This is a genomic window from Paenibacillus sp. P22, from assembly GCF_000469945.2.
Classification (GTDB): domain Bacteria; phylum Bacillota; class Bacilli; order Paenibacillales; family Paenibacillaceae; genus Paenibacillus_O; species Paenibacillus_O humicus.
In genome coordinates, this window is the sequence record NZ_CBRA020000028.1 from 1 (window position 1) to 16698 (window position 16698).

Annotated in this window: 13 protein-coding genes; 4 read left to right on the forward strand and 9 right to left on the reverse strand. The window is 60.5% G+C overall.

What is annotated here, in order from left to right; translation table 11 throughout:
- From BN871_RS06230 to BN871_RS06240, 3 genes are all read right to left on the reverse strand, one after another.
- Positions 1-642: glycoside hydrolase N-terminal domain-containing protein (locus BN871_RS06230; RefSeq protein ID WP_048745045.1), on the reverse strand; the 642-nt coding region annotated here is incomplete at its 3' end.
- 117 nt (positions 643-759) lie between these two features.
- Complete coding sequence (locus BN871_RS06235; protein WP_048745046.1) at positions 760-1905, reverse strand: Gfo/Idh/MocA family protein; 1146 nt, start codon at positions 1903-1905, stop codon at positions 760-762.
- Between the two features lie 298 nt (positions 1906-2203).
- Positions 2204-4021, reverse strand: coding sequence for a glycoside hydrolase (locus BN871_RS06240; RefSeq protein ID WP_198156207.1), 1818 nt, complete (start codon positions 4019-4021; stop codon positions 2204-2206).
- 265 nt (positions 4022-4286) lie between these two features.
- Here BN871_RS06240 and BN871_RS06245 point away from each other — a divergent pair, with 265 nt between their 5' ends.
- Positions 4287-4889 carry a TetR/AcrR family transcriptional regulator gene (locus BN871_RS06245; protein ID WP_021880795.1) on the forward strand — a complete coding sequence of 201 codons (603 nt, stop codon included), beginning with the start codon at positions 4287-4289 and terminating at the stop codon, positions 4887-4889.
- Positions 4890-4960: 71 nt separating this feature from the next.
- A complete protein-coding gene (locus BN871_RS06250; protein ID WP_048745048.1) occupies positions 4961-6454 on the forward strand; it encodes an MFS transporter in 1494 nt (497 codons plus the stop codon).
- Positions 6455-6600: 146 nt separating this feature from the next.
- Here BN871_RS06250 and BN871_RS06255 read toward each other — a convergent pair whose 3' ends face one another.
- The 5 genes from BN871_RS06255 to BN871_RS06275 form a co-directional block, all read right to left on the reverse strand.
- The gene (locus BN871_RS06255) at positions 6601-8229 is read right to left on the reverse strand and encodes a response regulator (protein WP_048745049.1); all 1629 of its coding nucleotides are present in this window, start codon (positions 8227-8229) and stop codon (positions 6601-6603) included.
- Positions 8204-10171, reverse strand: a complete 1968-nt coding sequence (locus tag BN871_RS06260; protein ID WP_049869221.1) for a sensor histidine kinase — start codon at positions 10169-10171, stop codon at positions 8204-8206. Before BN871_RS06260 ends, BN871_RS06255 begins: the two co-directional genes overlap by 26 nt.
- A 186-nt stretch (positions 10172-10357) precedes the next feature.
- A complete protein-coding gene (locus tag BN871_RS06265) occupies positions 10358-11887 on the reverse strand; it encodes an ABC transporter substrate-binding protein (protein ID WP_048745050.1) in 1530 nt (509 codons plus the stop codon).
- Positions 11888-11943: 56 nt separating this feature from the next.
- Positions 11944-12834, reverse strand: a complete 891-nt coding sequence (locus BN871_RS06270) for a carbohydrate ABC transporter permease (protein WP_094248351.1) — start codon at positions 12832-12834, stop codon at positions 11944-11946.
- Between the two features lie 20 nt (positions 12835-12854).
- Positions 12855-13820 (reverse strand): sugar ABC transporter permease, encoded by a 966-nt coding sequence (locus tag BN871_RS06275; RefSeq protein WP_048745051.1) that lies wholly within the window; start codon positions 13818-13820, stop codon positions 12855-12857.
- A gap of 256 nt (positions 13821-14076) precedes the next feature.
- On the opposite strand from BN871_RS06275, the gene BN871_RS06280 reads away from it, so the two are divergent.
- Positions 14077-15000 (forward strand): alkaline phosphatase family protein, encoded by a 924-nt coding sequence (locus tag BN871_RS06280; protein WP_232312855.1) that lies wholly within the window; start codon positions 14077-14079, stop codon positions 14998-15000.
- Entirely contained in the window at positions 14909-16144 is a 1236-nt protein-coding gene (locus BN871_RS28890; RefSeq protein ID WP_021882443.1) for a metallophosphoesterase, read from the forward strand. The genes BN871_RS06280 and BN871_RS28890 overlap by 92 nt, the downstream gene beginning before the upstream one ends.
- 138 nt (positions 16145-16282) lie before the next feature.
- On the opposite strand, the gene BN871_RS30170 is transcribed toward BN871_RS28890, so the two are convergent.
- A complete protein-coding gene (locus tag BN871_RS30170) occupies positions 16283-16693 on the reverse strand; it encodes a pentapeptide repeat-containing protein (RefSeq protein ID WP_374725879.1) in 411 nt (136 codons plus the stop codon).
- Positions 16694-16698: the final 5 nt, after the last annotated feature.

Below are 16698 nucleotides of genomic sequence, written 5' to 3' on the forward strand. Positions count from 1 at the left end.
GTCCGGCCCGCACTGCCCTTCCATGGCGACGCCCCGCTCCAGCTGCGTCATGCGGCCCTCGAACGGCCGGCGCGTCATGCCGGCCCGCAAGGACAAGCCGCCGGGTCCGCTACCCTCGATCCTGACTGCGATCACGGCATGCGGCTCGCTCGCGAAGACGGTCCGGGTACGCTCCTCTGCTCCCCAGCCGAAGCGGGTTACAGCCGCCGCCTCATCGAGGCGCAGCTCGCGAATATATCGCTCTGCAGCCGCAGGCTCGCCGGGAAAGCGGATAAGCAGCTCGCCCAGAGTCTGGTAGGGAGCGAGATGGCCGGACTGCGTCATTACGGCTGTCATCGCCAGCTCCTCCGCCTGCTCCGGCTCGCCTGCGAGCAGCAGCTCGCGGATGCGCGGCAGCTGCTCCGCCGCGTCCGGGCTCGATCCGATTCCCGGGCCGCCGTACCAGAGGGAATCCTCGTTGAGCTGGATCCGCTCCTCGCCGAGCCGGCCGAACACCATCGCTCCAAGCCGGCCGCTGCCGATCGGGAGAGCTTCGGTCCAAGCGCCCGCAGGGGCTTCGTACCAGAGCGCATCCCGCGAGGCGGGCTTCAGCCTCTCTCCATTTGTCCGAGCTGTCTTGCCTTGCATTTGTTCCGTCGTCATGTTCGAGGACTCCTTTAACCGGTAGTGGCGCATCCCGTCTGGAGCGAAGCCCCGCGCACGGGGCTCTGCCGCGATGAGCGCATGAATGCCTGATTAGGTCATTCGGGACGCCCGGGCTCAGTCCTGCCTGATCGGAGAAACCTCGACCGGAAATCCTCCGCCGCGCATCGAGGCCGCCGCGGCGGCGCCGGCAGCCACGCTCATGCGTCCCGCCTCCGGCGTGGCGACAGGCTCCCTGCCGTCGAGAATCATGTCCACGAAGTCGCGGCAGATTTCCGGATCCGCCCCGCCGTGTCCGCCGGCGGCTTCCTTGATCTCATAGACGATATCGGAATGCTCCTGCCACTCTCCGGATTTCCGGGTCTGGACGTACACCTTGTTGTCCGGCTCGGAATTCTCCATCCTGCCCTTGGTTCCGATGAAGACATAGTTGCGCTGATAATCGGGCGTGAAGTGGCATTGCAGATAGGAGGCCTTGATGCCTCCCTCCAGCTCCAGCATGACCATGCTGTTGTCCTCGACGTCGATTTCCTTGCGGAAAGCGCAGCGGTCCATGCCGGGAATGAACTGCGCTTCCGGGCAGGTCTCCTTCAGCTCGCATTGCGGGCAGGTGAGCGTATCCGGGCAGGAGCCCCCGTAATAATCCAGCCCGCCGATGGCGGATACCCGCTTCGTATACCGCCCGGTGATCCAGTGGATGATGTCGATGTCATGGGAGCCCTTCTGCAGCAGCAGCGACGTCGTATTGGCCGAATTGCCGTGCCAGTCGTGATAGTAGTAGCTGCCGCCCCGGCCGACGAAATGCCGCACCCACACCGCCTTGATCTCTCCCAGCACGCCGGAATCCGCGATTCCTTTCATTGTCCGGAACATGTTCATGTAACGCATGTTGTGGCCGGCCATGAGCCGCTTGCCCGACTTCCGGGCTGCCGCCAGAATCCGGTCGCAGCCTTCCGTCGTAATCGCCAGCGGCTTCTCGCAGAACACATGCTTGCCGGCGTTCAACGCGGCTATGGCGAACTCCTCGTGATAACGGTCGGGAGCCGTGACGGCGACGGCGTCGACATCCTCCCGCGCCAGCATCTCCCGGTAGTCGGTCGTCACGAACGCGTCCGGATTGATCTTGCTCCTGAACTCCTCCAGACGCTCCATGCTGATGTCCGCTCCCGCCGTCACGACGGACCGTCCGTCCGGCTGATGCCAGCAGCCCGCCAGATATCCTCTTCCTCCTACGCCGATCATGCCGATTCGAACCTGCTTCATGGTGGATGGCCTCCCAGCCGAAAATAGGTAAGGCCAAGGCGGAAGTAGACTCCGCCTCAGCCTGCTTGCTCATGGAAAGGTGCTGCCTGAATCTAAACAGACTCGCTGTGAATGGGCTGTCTATGCCTCTCTCTTTAAGCAGCCTATCAATGAAAAGGGCTGTCCATGCCCATCTCTTGAATAGACTATTGATGACTGGCGCTGTCTATCCGACTCCTGAAGAAACCGCCAGGACCCGTCTGCCGAGCCTTGCAAGAAGCCGTTTATGCCCGGCTCCCGGATGCCTTCGGCCGGTCTGTCAGCTGGAAGCCGTCAATACGATGCGGGAAATCTGCTTCTCCCAGCTGTCGGCGCCGCTCAGCTCCACCTTCAAATATTGGGTGCCGGCGGGGAGAAGGCTCTGGGCGCTGTACTGCTTGCCGTACCATTTGCTGCCCGTATAAACTCCTGGCGTGCTGACATGGACGACCGGAGTCCAGCTGACGCCGTCGGAAGAGGAGTAGAATGCGACTCCGTCCCAGATGCTGAATTGATAGAGCGACGCATTGAAGCCCGTCATTCCCGGCAGCTTGTAGACGAGGCTTTCCGTCGTGCCGGCCGTACGCTTGACTCGCGAGGCGTCCCCGTTGTAATAGATCGCGTTGGTCGAATCAAAGGCCAGGCCGGCCGTATGGGCGAACGTCTTCGACCAGTCGTTCAGCTCGTCGGTTACCGTCGTGACGGCGGGAGCAGGCGATCCGTTCTGGCCGGTGAACGTCACGACGCTCTTGGCCGGAATGCGGGTCTGGTATTGCCCTCCCGACAGCGGTATCGCTTGCCCCTTTGCCAGGCTCAGACTGTCATTGGTCGTAAAAGGCGTGATGGAGCCCGCGCTGAAGCCGGCCGGAGTCAGGTTGAGCTCCGCCGTGGCGTCGCTGTCGTTGACGGCTACGATGACGAATTTGCCTGTGGCCGGATCCTTGTAGGCGGACGTGTACAAGCCCGACTGCGGGCTGTCCGGCATGCCGATGCGGACGTAGCCCGGACGGATGAACTTGCTGTAGTTGCCGATCGTATAATAACGCTTGGTCAGCTTGTAGGTGCCGGCGGCCAGATCGACGTTGATGAGTCCCTCGTCGTTGTCGCCTGGAATCGCTCCCGTCCAGTACAGCCAGGCGTTGACGCCGGTCTTGGTCATGAAGGTGTGGAGCTGCTTGGCGAACTTCAGCCCCGAGCCCATCCCGGGATCGTAGCCGTCGACCTTGGACACCTCCGTCATCCATACCTTTTTCCCTTTGGACTGGGCGGTAGCGAACGGATCGGACGGCAGCTCGGCGTTCACGACCGGAACCGGGTAATTGTGCCCGGCGACGATGTCCAGCCTCTCGGCGGACAGCGGATCGTTCAGCGAATCCTTGACGAGATCCTCGGACCACCAGGAGGACTCGCCCACGATGACCTTGGTGTTCTGCACGCCTGCCGCGACCATCGCCTGCTTGAGGTGATCCTTGAGAAACACCTGGAAATTGGTGGAGTTCCACTGGCTGGAGTCCCAGCTGAGGAAGGTCATGGAGTTCGGTTCATTGGCCACGGACACTCCATACATGTCAATGTTGTACAGAGCCTTGTACTGCTTGACGAATTGCGAGAGCAGCGCGGCGAAGTCGCCGTAGTTCTCCTGCTTGAGATAACCGCCGTTGGTCGTCTGTCCGTTGGTCTTCATGTAGGCGGGAGGGCTCCAGGCGCTGGCGACGATCTTGTCCACTCCCCGCGCCTTGGCCTGCTGCATGACCCACGCCTGATCCGGATGCAGGCCGAAGCTGTACTGGCCCGGCGCCGCGCTGTAATCGGAGAATACCGCTCCGCGCAGGATCGACAGCCCGATGCCGCTGTCCTGCCGGAACAGCAGATCCATCACTTGGCTGCGCTGAGGCTCCGGCAGGTCATAGACCGCATTGGACCATCCCGCCTGCGAAGCCCCGATTCCGTCGATCGACTGCTTGACGTCGGTCCAGTTGATCGAGGCGCCGGCCGCCGCCTCCGCTCTCGGCCCCGCCGCCCCCATGAGCAGCGTGCCGGCGACTGCGGCCGCCAAAACCGTTCTCCCCGCCCTTTTCCTCCACCGTTCTCTCATCATTCCTACCGCCTTCCCCATTGAATTGGCAGATTGCAGATTATGCGATGCGAGCTTGTGCATGCGGCCTTGAAAGCCGCATCTACATTGTAGGGAGGACGGGGCGCCGTCCTCTACCTCGATCGTGACTTTCTGCTGACAGCGGCATGACTAGTTGGGAGAGGGGCATGGGGGGATTTACATTTTCCGGATGTCATGCTAAGGTAGGAGCATCATCGTTAGTTAGCATTCACTAACATTATGGCAGGCTTGAGAATGGAGGTTCCGCATGGAGTCGGATGCCGCACAGAATGACTTCCGCAGCACCAAGGACCGGCTGCTGTATGCGGCCGTCGACCTGATCGCCGAACAGGGATACAAGGGCACCACGACCAAGGAGATCGCCGCAGCCGCAGGCGTGAGCGAGATGACGCTTTTCCGCCATTTCGGGAGCAAGCAGAGCCTGCTAGAGGAAGCGCTGGACCGATTCCACTATGCCGGCAAGATGCGCTCGATTTTCGCGGAGCAGCTGACAGGCGACCTCTACGCCGACCTTTTGCTCGTCGCCAGCTCGTATCATGAGATCATGAACCGCAACCGCAAGATCCTGAATATCATCATGAAGGAAGGCAAGCAGATTCCGGGCTTCGTCGAGCGCGCGCACAAGCATCCCCAGGCGCTGCGGGAGATGCTGACGCTCTATTTCGAAACGATGCAAAGGGAGGGCAAGGTGCTTCCCGGCGACCCTCTGGCTCATTCAGCCGCATTTTTATGGATGCAGCACGGCGCTTTTCTGAACACCCAGCCGGGCAGCTCGGCCATCGCCGACCTTTCCATATCCGCTTTTATCGAGAGCAGCGTCCGGTTGTTCGCTAGGGCTTTGACGCCCTAGCCTTTTTTCAGCCCTCGATGTTAGCGAATACTAACATCCACTCACATACCCACGAAAGAAGGAAATTGGCCATGGAAAAAGAACCGGCTTCGCAAACCGCCGCTCTGGCGGAATCCGGCACTGCAGGCTCGACTGCTTCCGCTGCAGGCTCGACTGCTTCCGCTGCAGGCTCGACTGCTCCTGCAGCAGATGACGGGAGCGCCAACAAGCTCGTCCGCCTGCTTTGCCTCATACTGCTCTTCTCTGTGATGAACGTCACGATGTTCAACATCGCTCTGCCGGACATTTCGCGTGCGTTCAGCCTTCTGCCGTCGGAAGCCGGCTGGGTCGTCACGGGGTATTCCATCATTTACGCGGTCGGATCGCTCACCTACGGCAAGCTTGCCGACAACTTTCCGCTGCGCCGATTGCTCACCGTCGGCCTCCTGTTGTTCGCCGGCGGCTCGATTCTCGGCTTCCTGTCGCAGAACTATGCGATGGTGCTCGCTGCGCGTTTCATTCAATCCGCCGGCGCTTCCTCGATCCCGGCGCTGGCTACGCTCATCCCCATCCGTCTGTTCGCGCCTGAGTCCCGAGGACGGGTGCTCGGCATCATCGCCTCGGCGATCGCCTTCGCCTCCGGTGTCGGTCCGATCGTCGGCGGCTTCGTTTCGGGATGGCTGGATTGGCGCTTCCTCTTCCTGCTCTCCGTCTGTCCTCTGGCGACGCTTCCCTTTCTGCGCAAATGGCTGCCGCGGGAAGATCTCCGCCCCGGCCGGTTCGATTTTTTGGGCGCCGCGCTGCTGACCGGGGCGATGGCCGCCGCAATGCTGGCCATAACCCGCTGGAACGGCTTGCTGCTGGCGGCCGGCGCCGTGCTGCTCGCGCTGTTCGTCATCCGCATTCGCTCGTCCCGGCATCCGTTTGTCCAACCGGGCGTATTTCGAAACGCCGGCTTTCGTTCCGGGCTTGCGATCGGCTTTCTGACTTTCGGCTCCTCCTTCGCCGTCACGTTCCTGACCCCGATCATGCTCAGTGCGGTCAGCGGGGCGAGCACCGCCGAGATCGGCCTCATCCTGTTCCCTGCTGCGATGAGCGCCGCGCTGCTCGGCCGTTACGGAGGCCGGATGGCGGACCGGAAGGGAAGCCTGCCGGTGATCGTCAGCGCGTTCATCCTTCTGACCGCAGGCATGCTGGCACTGTCGACCTTCAGCGGCCATGCCGTCTGGATCGTCTCGCTCTGCCTCATCTTCTGCAATGTCGGCGTTTCTTTCTACCAAGCCTCCATGACCAAGCTGCTCGCCTCCACGCTGCCGACGGAACAGACCGGCGTCGGCATGGGCATCGTCACCTTGACGAATTTCATGTCCGGCGCAGTCACAGGCGCTGTCGTAAGCAAGATTGTGGACGGCGCCGAGGCCGGCAGCCCGATCAACCCGCTGGCGCTAGAGGGGACGTCGGCGCTGTTCAGCAATGTGTATCTGGGACTGGGCGCGGTGGCGCTGCTGAGCCTGACGCTGGTCTACTTCGTTTTCGTCCGCCCCGCAAAAGCCGCAGCCTCGGCAACGATCGGAACCGGCGCCTGAACTGGAGCGAGGCTCCGGCCTCTGTGCGGCAGGTCAGAGCGGCATCTTCGCGTAAGCGAACAGTTAAGGCAGCCCTTCGATAAGAAGAGCTGCCTTTTCGGGCGTCAAGCCGCCATTATTGCCGGCTTTGCCGCGCTGCCTTTCCTTCACTCCTCCGCAGCGAGCCCGTCTCCGCCTATCGCCAGCTTGCGGTGCTGCTGGGGTCCGACGCCGTATATTTTCTTGAACATCTTGGAGAAATACGAAAAGTTGTTGTAGCCCATCCGGCGGGCGACCTCGGAGATCGGCACGGAGGAATGCGCGATGACCTCGCCGGCGATCCGCATCCTCTCCTGCAGCAGATAGTCGGTGATGGAAAGGCCCGTCTCCTTCTTGAACAGCCGCGAAAGGTAGGCAGGATTCAGGAAGCAGTACTCCGCCAGCATCTCGCGGGTGATGTTCTCGCCCAGATGCCCGGCAATGTAGGCCTGCAGGCGGCCGATGACCGACTCGCCATGGTCCAGCGTCTCGTTGAAGCGGCGGAGCATGTCCAGCGCCCACGCCTCCAGCTGGGGAAGGGAACGCGGCGGCCCTTCCAGCGGCTGGTCCGAGCCCAGCTCATGGGCGGACAGCCCTTTTTTCTGCAGCACGTAGAGCATCACCTGAAGGAAGCCGAGATAATAGGCTTGAAGCTCCGCGCCGCCCATGCTCCGGTCCGCCGCCATCTCCGCGAGCGAAGAGCGCAAGAGCGCCTCGACCTCCCCGATCCGGCCTTCCTCAAGCAGCATCGCCCAGGCATTGAATTCCGGAAGCCTCGCCTGCCGCCGGCCCTGGCGGTGATCCTGCGGCCCGGCATCCCCGCGCAGCCAGTTCACCGGCTCGGAGCGGCTAAGGTTGTCGTATTCCTGAAGCAGCAGCCTCCTGTACATCGAAGCCAGCTCCTTGAGCTCTGCCGGCTCTCCGAGATAACACGAAATGCGGCAGTTCAAATGATCCATGCAATAGGCCGCGTATCGGACGCACAGCTGTCCCGCCTGCGCCAGCAGGGAAGCCGGAGCTTCCCCGCCGCCGTAGAGGATCGCGACGATCGCTCCCTGCTTGGTCTGGATCACCTCTCCTCTTCCTCCCTCCAGCAGGAACTCCTTGGCCGACTGCCGGATCGCATACTCCAGAATCTCCTCATCGCCGGCTCTGAGCTCGCGGTTCCAGCTCTCCACGCTGATCAGCACCGGCAGCAGCTTCTCGCCCGGCGCCAGCTCGACGCCGTGCGCCTCCATCAAGGAGCGCTCATGGTCGCGGGAAATGGTGATCCTCTTGGCAAGCAGATCGTACCAGAAGCGCTCGCTGAGCAGCGTCTTCTGTCTCGGCCACAGCTCCTGATAAGGCTGGAACCGGTCGCGGATCTCCCTTTCCTTGCGGGTCTGGCCAGCCCGCTCGAGCGCTCTGCCGAGCGTCTCCTCCAGCACCTCGTAGCCGATCGGCTTCATCATGTAATCAAAGCTGCTGAGCTGGATCGCCCGCTTCATGAACCGGAAGTCCGCATGGGCCGTGAGGAAAATGACCTCGGTGTCGGGATGGTGCTCCCGCACCCACTCCAGAAGCTCGATTCCGGTTCCCTTCGGCATCTCGATATCGCAGATCATCACATCGATGCGGCATTCGCCGAAGACGGCGATGGCCCCTCTCATGTTGTAGGCCTCACGCACATCGCCGACTCCCAGACGGGTCCACTGGACTCCGTCCTTCAATCCCATGACGGCATACATCTCATCATCCACGATCAACACGCGATACATCGATGCCACCTCCGTTAGATTGGTTCCTATGCGCTCCGTCCAAAGGCAGAACGATGACGATCCGGGCGCCTCCGGCCTCCCGGTTCGAAAATTGCAGGCTGGCGGAGCTTCCGTACAGGAGCTTCAGGCGATGATGCACATTCCATATGCCGAGGTGCTCGTCTCCCGAAGCCTCGAAGCGCCTGCCGCTCTGCAGCTCCTTGAGCACCTCTTCCGGAAATCCGCTTCCGTTGTCCTCGACGACGACCTGGAAGCTTCGGCTGCTGCCGTCCGTCGGCATCATCCGCTCCATGCTCCGGCCGTCCCCGTTCGTTGCTGCGCTACGTACGGTGCTCCGGCCGCCTCCGTCTGTTCCCGCCCTCTCCTCGGATCCGATTTCATTTCCGTCCGCTCCGCCGCTCTCCTTGAAGATCTCTCTGATTCCTCCCTCGCCCGCCCCCGCTGCCGCTCCGCCGGGATAGTGCACCGAGATGCCGATGCGGAAAGGCTCGTCCATGAAATCAAATCCATGCTTGACGGCATTCTCGATGAAAGGCTGCACGAGCAGCGGCGGCAGCTGCTGCTGCTCCAGCTCCTCGTCGATGTCGATATCGAAGTCGATTTTTCCCGGGAACCGAAGCTGCTGGATGCGCAGGTAGCTGTCCATATGCTCCATCTCTTCGCCGACCGCCACGAGCGAGCCCGATATGCGGGTAGTGAAGCGGAAATATTTGACCAGGTTGAGGCACATCGACTGGATCAGGCCGAAATTGCGGATCTGGGCCAGGCTGTATACGACATTGATGCTGTTCAGCAGGAAATGGGGATTGATCTGCAGCTGGAGCTGCTTGAGCTCCGCCTTGTGCACCCGGATCTGCTCCTCGTACACATTGATCTTCAGCTCCTCGATCTCCTGCACCATATCGTTAAAGGTTTCGTTAATGATGGCGAATTCGGTCGAACGGGCGGGACTGAGCCGGTATTTCCAATCGCCGCGCTTGATGGTGCGCATCCCGCGGATCAGGGTGTGCATCGGCTTGATGATGACATGATTGAGATAGAGCACGCACAGCAGCAGCAGGAATCCCGCCAGGAAAGGCATCAGGCTGATGTAGGTCCGGTATTTGGACAGCTTCTGGAGAAGCCGCTGCTCCGGAATGAAGGCGCTCAGCGTCATGTCGGTATCCTTGACCCGGTTGCTCACGACCAGATAATCCTCCTGCTTGAGGTTCAGCGTCTGGTAATCCCGCTCGGGGGCGACACGCAGCGAGCCCGCTTCCGAGCGGGTCAGCGGAGAGGCGAGCACGAGGCTGCCGCCGCTGTCGGAGAAGGCCGAGAAGCCGTTCTGCCCGAGCTGGATCAGCTCCAGCGGCACGCTCAGGCTCTCCAGCTTCACGAAAGCTCCCAGATAATAGCCGTACCCCGAATCCACGAGCCGGATCAGGGCATGCTTGTCCCCGTAGCTGACCAGCTTCCACTCCCTCAGATACGGGCTGTCCGGCTTCGCTTTCGATACGACGTCATAGATGGACTGCTTGATGAGATCCATTTCCTCCAGATACAGCGTCCGGATGACGGTGTTGAACATTTCCTTGGTCTCCGTGGAATAGACGAACTGCACGTCCACGCTGCTGTCGTACCGGTGATAGCGGGACAGGCTGATCAGAATCCGGTTTTTGGCCAGCTCGTATTCGATCCGGTCGTTGCTCTTGCGGGTGTCCGAGAGCGCGAGGATATTGGGATCGTCCATCGCCAGATTGTACAGGAAGTTCGTCTCCCGGCTGAGCGAGGTCTGGATCTGGTTGGAGTACAGCGTCACCATGTTCTTGTTGGATTCGGCCACCTGCTCGCGTACGACGCTCGTAGCGGCCAGATTGTTGTAGATCAGGATGAACAGCAGCGGAACCGAGAGCAGGCCGAAGCCAATGGCGAGCTTGAAGCGAAGGGAGCGTTTGCTGGACAAAAGTACCGCCTCCGGGTCAGAGATACAGGAATGAGGGGAATGATTTCTTCTGGCTATTATCGCATACTCTCAACCTTCCGGCTCGCCGCTCACGCTGACGGCGCCGGAACTTGCAGCTATTCCGGGCAAAACCCAAAAAGGAAGGAAGCGGCGAATTTTTTTCGCCGTTCCTTCCGTGCCTATCGCTTATTTCCGGGTTTTCGCCCATTCGTCAAGCTGCCGCTGAAGCTCTTCCTTGACCCTCGCGAAGCCTGCCGCATCCCGCTTCTTGCGGTATTTCTCGATGATTTTCGGACGGTTCTCCAGTGTGGCCCCGTTGAGCAGCGGCTGGAACTCCTTGTCCACGTTCGCGATGGAGGCCAGCTCCGCCTTCACCGGCTCCTGATCGAAGGTGAAGCCGAGGGCGATGGAATGGTCCGCGCTTTTGTTGAACTCCTCGAACTTCGCCCACTTCTGCGGATCTTCGTTGTCCCACAGATAATCCTTGAACTGATCGCCGAACATCCAGCCGCCCGGGTTCGGATAACCGGTCGTTTCCGCGGTGACGCCATCCGGATAGCCGATGATGTTGTCCGATTTCTTCACGTAGTGGACGCCTTCGATGCCCCAGACGAGCATGTTCAGCAATTCCTTATCCGTATAAAGCATGTTGAGGAACATCATCGCCCGGTCCGGATCCTTCGATGTCCGCGAGATTGCGAGCATCGCGCCCTGCGCATCGCCCGTCACCGTGAACGGCTTGGCGATTTCCACCTGCACGAGATCCACTCCCGACGTCACGCTCAGCTCCTTGTCCTTGCCCGGCTTGAGCGACTGGGCGACGGAGAACGCTTTGCCGGCCTTGATGAGGTTCAGGCCCTGATCGGCATCCGAGGTCAGGTAATCCTTGTCGAAATAACCGGCCTTGACCCATTTGTCCATCTTTTTGTCGAACTCGCTCGGCTCCTGGCCAAGCGAATCGACGGCCTTCAGCTCCGTGCTTCCACGCGGAATGCCCAGTCCCGTGACGAGGGAATCCGAGTTCGCCGCCGACCAGATGCTGCTCAGCTTCAGGCTGACGATCGGGGTGACGCCGGGCTCGTTCTTCTTGACCGTATCGAACATCGTCTCGAGATCGTCGAGCGTCTTGATGCCGTCGGTGTTGAAATGGTACTTGTCGACCAGCTTCTTGTCGAGCACGAGACCGAAGCCTTGGGCGAATTCCTTGTGCGTCGGCAGGCCGTACAGCTTGCCGCTGATCTTGGCTCCGTTGATGAAGTCATCGCCGAGCACGCCCTGAATGTCCTTGCCGTTTTTGGCCATCAGTTCTTCGAGCGGCAGGAACTGGCCCTTGGACACGTCCTTCGCGTAGTTGAACCAGCTGGCCGTGAACATGAGGTCGAACGGCTCGTTGGACAGCTTCATCAGGTTCGTCTTGTCGTCCCATGAGCCCCACTCGATCGGCTTGAGCTCGATCGTCGCGTTGATCTTCTCGGTCAGATACTTGCTCATGGCATCCTGCACCATCTGCAGATCCTTCGGCGCCGAGCCCGGGTAGACGAGCGTAATTTTGTAAGGCTTGAGGCCGCCAGCCGCTCCGGCGCCCTCGGCTCCCGCATTGGCCGTGCCGGAAGCCGAGTTGTCCGCTTTCCCTCCGTTGTTGCCGTTTCCGCAGCCGGCCAGCGCCAGCATGCCTCCGAGCGCCAGCATGGACAGCGTGTAAATGGACTTTTTCATTTGCTGAACCCCTTTCGTCGCAATCGTTATGCTTGTATGGAAGGAGAGCGTCCGGCTTAACCTTTGACGGCGCCGCTCGTGATGCCGCTGATATAGAAGCGCTGGAAGAACGGATACGCCGCCAGCAGAGGCGCCACGCCGACGACCGCGAAAGCCATCCGGACCGTCTCGCGGGGCATTTTGGCCAATTGCTCGCCTGCCTGGGCGTTCGATCCTGCCTTCATGATCAGATACTGCACGTTATTGAGCGTCTTCGTCATCAAATACTGGATATTGTACAATTCCTGCTTGTCGATGAACAGCATGCAATTATACCAATCGTTCCAGTAGGCGAGGACGTTGAACAGTCCGATCGTGGCGACGATGGGAAGAGAGAGCGGGATGACGATGCTTTTGAAGATCGTCCATTCGCTCGCTCCGTCGATCGTAGCGGACTCCAGGATGGAGTCCGGAATCGAAGTGGAGAAGAAGCTGCGCATGAGCAGCACGTTGAAGGCGCTCAGCAGCAGGTTCGGGATGATCATCGACAGCAGCGTGTTTTTGATCCCGAACATGTTGACGTAGGTCAGGTACCAAGGGGCCATCCCGCCTCCGAACAGCATCGTGAAGAAAAGGAAGAAGCTGAGCGTTCGGCGGAAGGGCATATCCGGCCGCGACAGCGGATACGCATACAGGCAAGTGATCAGCAGGCTGACCACGGTGCCGATGAGCGTGACGGCGATCGTCACTCCGTACGCCTTGGCGATGGTGGAGAAGTCGTTGAAGAGGAAGGAATACGCCCCGGTGCTGAATTCGCTCGGGAAGAGCGAGTAGCCGTGCTTCAGAATCGATTCCTCGCCGGATATCGAGACCATGAACACCAGCAGGAACGGCACGAGCGAGAAGAGCACGAACAGCCAGAAGAACAGATGGATGAACGGGTGTCGGGAATTCATTGCTCCGGTCATGTTGCGGAAAGCCTCCTTTCTCAGAAGAGCGAGCTGTTCTTGTCGTAACGTCTTACGGCGAGGTTGGCGCCGAGGATCAGGAAGAAGCAGACGACGGATTGGTACAAGCCTGCTGCCGAAGACATGCCGATGTCGCCCAGCTGGACCATGGCTCGGTAGACGAAGGTGTCGATCGTATTTGTCGTCGGAATGAGCGGACCGGAAGCCATCGTCACCTGGTAGAAGAGGCCGAAGTCCGAGCGCAGAATGCTGCTGACGGCCATGAGCGTCATGATGAGGATGACCGGCATGATGAGCGGCAGCGTGATCGCCGTCATCTGCTTCCAGCGGGTCGCCCCGTCGATTCTGGCGGCTTCGTAGTATTCCTTGTCGATGCCGATGATGGCGGCGAAGTAGATGATCGACAGGTAGCCTGCATTTTTCCACGCGTTCACGATGACCAGGATGTAAGGCCAGTAGCCGGCCTCGCTGTACCATGCGATGGAATCCTTGTGGAAGTATTTCGTCAGGATCGTGTTCACCAGGCCGCTGTCCTGATTGAGGAAGCCGTAGACGAGGTAGGCGACCACGACCATGGAGACGATATGCGGGAGCAGGAAGGTGCTCTGGTAGAAGCGGGAGATGGCCTTGCCCTTGATCTCGTTGATCAGAATCGCGACCAGAAGCGCGAATACCGTATTTACGAGGATGAAGACGACGTTGTATAGAATCGTGTTTCTTGTGATCGTAAAGGCGTCCGGAGAGTTGAACAGGAACTTGAAGTTGTCGAGGCCCGTCCATGGGCTGTCCCAGATTCCCTTGTCGTAGCTGAGGGTCTTGAAGGCAAGGACGACGCCGTACATCGGAATGTAGTTGTTGATGATGAGGTAGACCAGTCCGGGAACCGTCATGATCAGCAGGGCCCGGTATTTCTTCAGCTTGCGCAGAAAGGCGCCCGTTCTCGTGCTCCGCCGGACTTCAGCCGCTTGCTCGACAGCCGTCTCCAACTCTATCCGCCTCCCTATGTTGTCGTGTATCCGGCCGTTGCCGTTCATGCGGCGCGGCGGCTTATGGACTCATTATAGGGATTCGCCGGACGGGCCAGCTACTAGGATCATGACTTCCCGTTGCCACGCTCGTGACTTGTTGGTCCGGCGGCGCCGGATCGTATTGACGGTGCTCTCCGCCCTCTTTATGCTAGCGGTGAACACGGGATCCGGCGGCAGCCGGCGTCCCCTATCCAATCCAAGGAAGGTGACAAAAGTGGCAAAAGATCAGGCCATCATCAAGAGGGTTTTTATTTTAGGCATGGACGGCGCCGGCAATTTCATCCAGCAGGCGCAGACGCCTTTCCTGGACCGCTTCCTTCCGCAAGGCGCTTACACCTGCGCGGCGCAGGCGGAAACGCCCACGATCAGCGCGGAATGCTGGGGCTCCGTGCTGCATGGAGTCGTTCCGGCCAAGCATGGGCTGACCAATGAGATCGCGGCCTCGGAGCCTTATCCGGCCGATTCCCCTTATCCTTCCCTGTTCCGTCTGGCGCGGGAGCAGCTGCCGCAAGCCAAGCTGGCTTCCTTCACGGGCTGGGGTCCGATCAACGATGGCATTATTGAAGCGGATGCCGGCGTCGAGAAGCTGTCCCGGCCCGACGCAGAGCTCGTCTCCGAGCTGATCCGCTACCTGGAAGCGAATCCGGATGTATCGCTGCTGTTCCTCCAGCTCGATGAGCCGGACGGCTCCGGACACCGGTTCGGCTACGGTCCGGACTCCCCGCATTACCTGCAGGCCATCTCCGAATGCGACCGCCTGCTCGGCAGCGTCGTGGATGCCATCGGGAGGCTCGGACTGCTGCAGGACAGCCTCATCCTCCTGCTCACCGACCACGGCGGCGGCGGAGCGGACAAATTCAGCCACGGCAGCGAGCACGAGATGGACAAAAATGTCTTCTGGGGCTGTGTAGGACCGGGAATCGCCGCCGGCCGGCTTCAAGGCCCCGTCAGCATCAAGGACACTGCCGCCGTGGCGGCGCATGCGCTCGGGCTGCGGCTGCCGGACGGCTCGGATGCCCGCCATCCCGGACGGACTGGTTCCGGGCATGAGGAGCCGCAAGCCTCCGCTGCGCTTCCGCGGGGACGGCACGTTCACGATCGTGCAGTTCTCCGACACGGAATTTTGCCGCGACGATGACGAAGAGCGGCGCATGGCGGCCATGATGGAACGGATTCTGAAGGACGAGGACGCCGATCTGGCCGTGTTCACGGGCGATGTCATCGCCTCCCTCGGCCATCCCGATCCGGTCGAGGCGTTCCGCCGGGCATGCCGGGTTCCGGAGCAGGCAGGCGTGCGGTGGGCGGCCGTATTCGGCAACCACGACTCGGAGGGGATGGTCACCAGGGAGCAGCTGCATGCCCTGCAGCTCGCTTATCCGCTCAACGCGGCCAAGCCCGATCCGCCGGGCATCCACGGCAGCGGCAATTATGTGCTGACGGTGATGGGCTCGGGAGCCGGGACTGCGGGGGCGGACGGGGATTCAGGAGTAGACGGGGATTCAGGGGCAGATTGGGCTGCAAGGGCTGCAGAGGCTGTAGGCGGATACGAGGATGCTGGGGCAGATGGGAATGCTGCATGCGCAGGTCGGAAATCAGGCCAGTTGGCTGGAAGGAAATTCATCGGGAACGAACCCGGCCAGAGGCTCAACGGTCCGAGGGGAAGAGCAGTATGCGTAGCCGGGTTTGACTCCAACTCTCCGGCTGCCGCTCTGTATTTCCTGGACTCGGGAAGCTATTCGCCGCTGGAGTACACGCGGATGGGCTTCTACGATTGGATCCGCCGCGACCAGATCGACTGGTACGTCTCGCAGTCGCAGGGGCTGACCGAGGACAACGGCGGCGTTCCGCTGCCTTCGCTGGCCTTTTTCCACATCCCGCTGCCGGAATACAACGATGTCTGGGATTTCACCGTCTGCTACGGAGAACGGAACGCCGATTTTTCCTGCGCTCCATGGATCAACTCGGGCATGTTCGCCGCGATGATCGAGATGGGAGACGTCGTCGGCACCTTTGCCGGGCATGACCACGGCCATGATTACTGGGGAGAATGGCATGGCATCCGGCTCAGCTTCGGGCGGACGACACGCAATGGCTACCTGGACCGCCCGTTCCTTCCCGGCGCCCGCGTCATCCGCATGCGGGAGGGCAGCCGCGAATTCGAGAGCTGGATCCATCTGGAGGACGGGACCGTCATCCGGGAGCAGCAGCGCCATGAGCCGACAGGCCGCACTCCGCAGATCGGCGCGATGGGACTGGACAAGATCTATCCAGGCGCCTTTTGATTGAATACTCTCCATTTCTGCTGATCGTCGGGCTGCTCGGCTGTATGAGTGTAGCCCAGTTTATTAAATTTATCGCTTTTATCGATATTATATTGAATCTCTAACTCTACATAAGTCTGCTATCGGACATACGTTCCGCTATTCCTGTGATTTGAAGGCAATTTCATCTCTATCGGACATACGTTCCGCTATTTCAAAATAAATATTTGCATACCAATAGAATTTCATAGAATAACGGATCGTATGTCCAATAGCTATGCCCAATCTACGATTTCCCTCCAAATAGCGGAACCAATGTCCGATAGGCAACCGGGCGATGAGCAGTCGGGCGATCTGCAGTCGGGCGTTCTCCAGCCGGACGTTCTCCAGCCGGACGTTCTCCAGCCGGGCGTTCTGCAGTCGGGCGATCTGCAGTCGGGCGTTCTCCAGCCGGACGTTCTCCAGCCGGACGTTCTCCAGCCGGGCGTTCTGCAGTCGGGCGTTCTCCAGCCGGGCGATCTGCAGCCGGGCGTTCTCCAGCCGGGCGATCTGCAGCCGGGCGTTCTCCAGCCGGG

Coding starts and splice junctions, on each gene's coding strand:
- BN871_RS06255 (WP_048745049.1), bottom strand. CDS start 8,229: ATGTATCGCGTGTTGATCGTGGATGATGAGATGTATGCCGTCATGGGA.
- BN871_RS28890 (WP_021882443.1), top strand. CDS start 14,909: ATGAGGAGCCGCAAGCCTCCGCTGCGCTTCCGCGGGGACGGCACGTTC.
- BN871_RS06235 (WP_048745046.1), bottom strand. CDS start 1,905: ATGAAGCAGGTTCGAATCGGCATGATCGGCGTAGGAGGAAGAGGATAT.
- BN871_RS06245 (WP_021880795.1), top strand. CDS start 4,287: ATGGAGTCGGATGCCGCACAGAATGACTTCCGCAGCACCAAGGACCGG.
- BN871_RS06240 (WP_198156207.1), bottom strand. CDS start 4,021: ATGATGAGAGAACGGTGGAGGAAAAGGGCGGGGAGAACGGTTTTGGCG.
- BN871_RS06250 (WP_048745048.1), top strand. CDS start 4,961: ATGGAAAAAGAACCGGCTTCGCAAACCGCCGCTCTGGCGGAATCCGGC.
- BN871_RS06265 (WP_048745050.1), bottom strand. CDS start 11,887: ATGAAAAAGTCCATTTACACGCTGTCCATGCTGGCGCTCGGAGGCATG.
- BN871_RS06270 (WP_094248351.1), bottom strand. CDS start 12,834: ATGACCGGAGCAATGAATTCCCGACACCCGTTCATCCATCTGTTCTTC.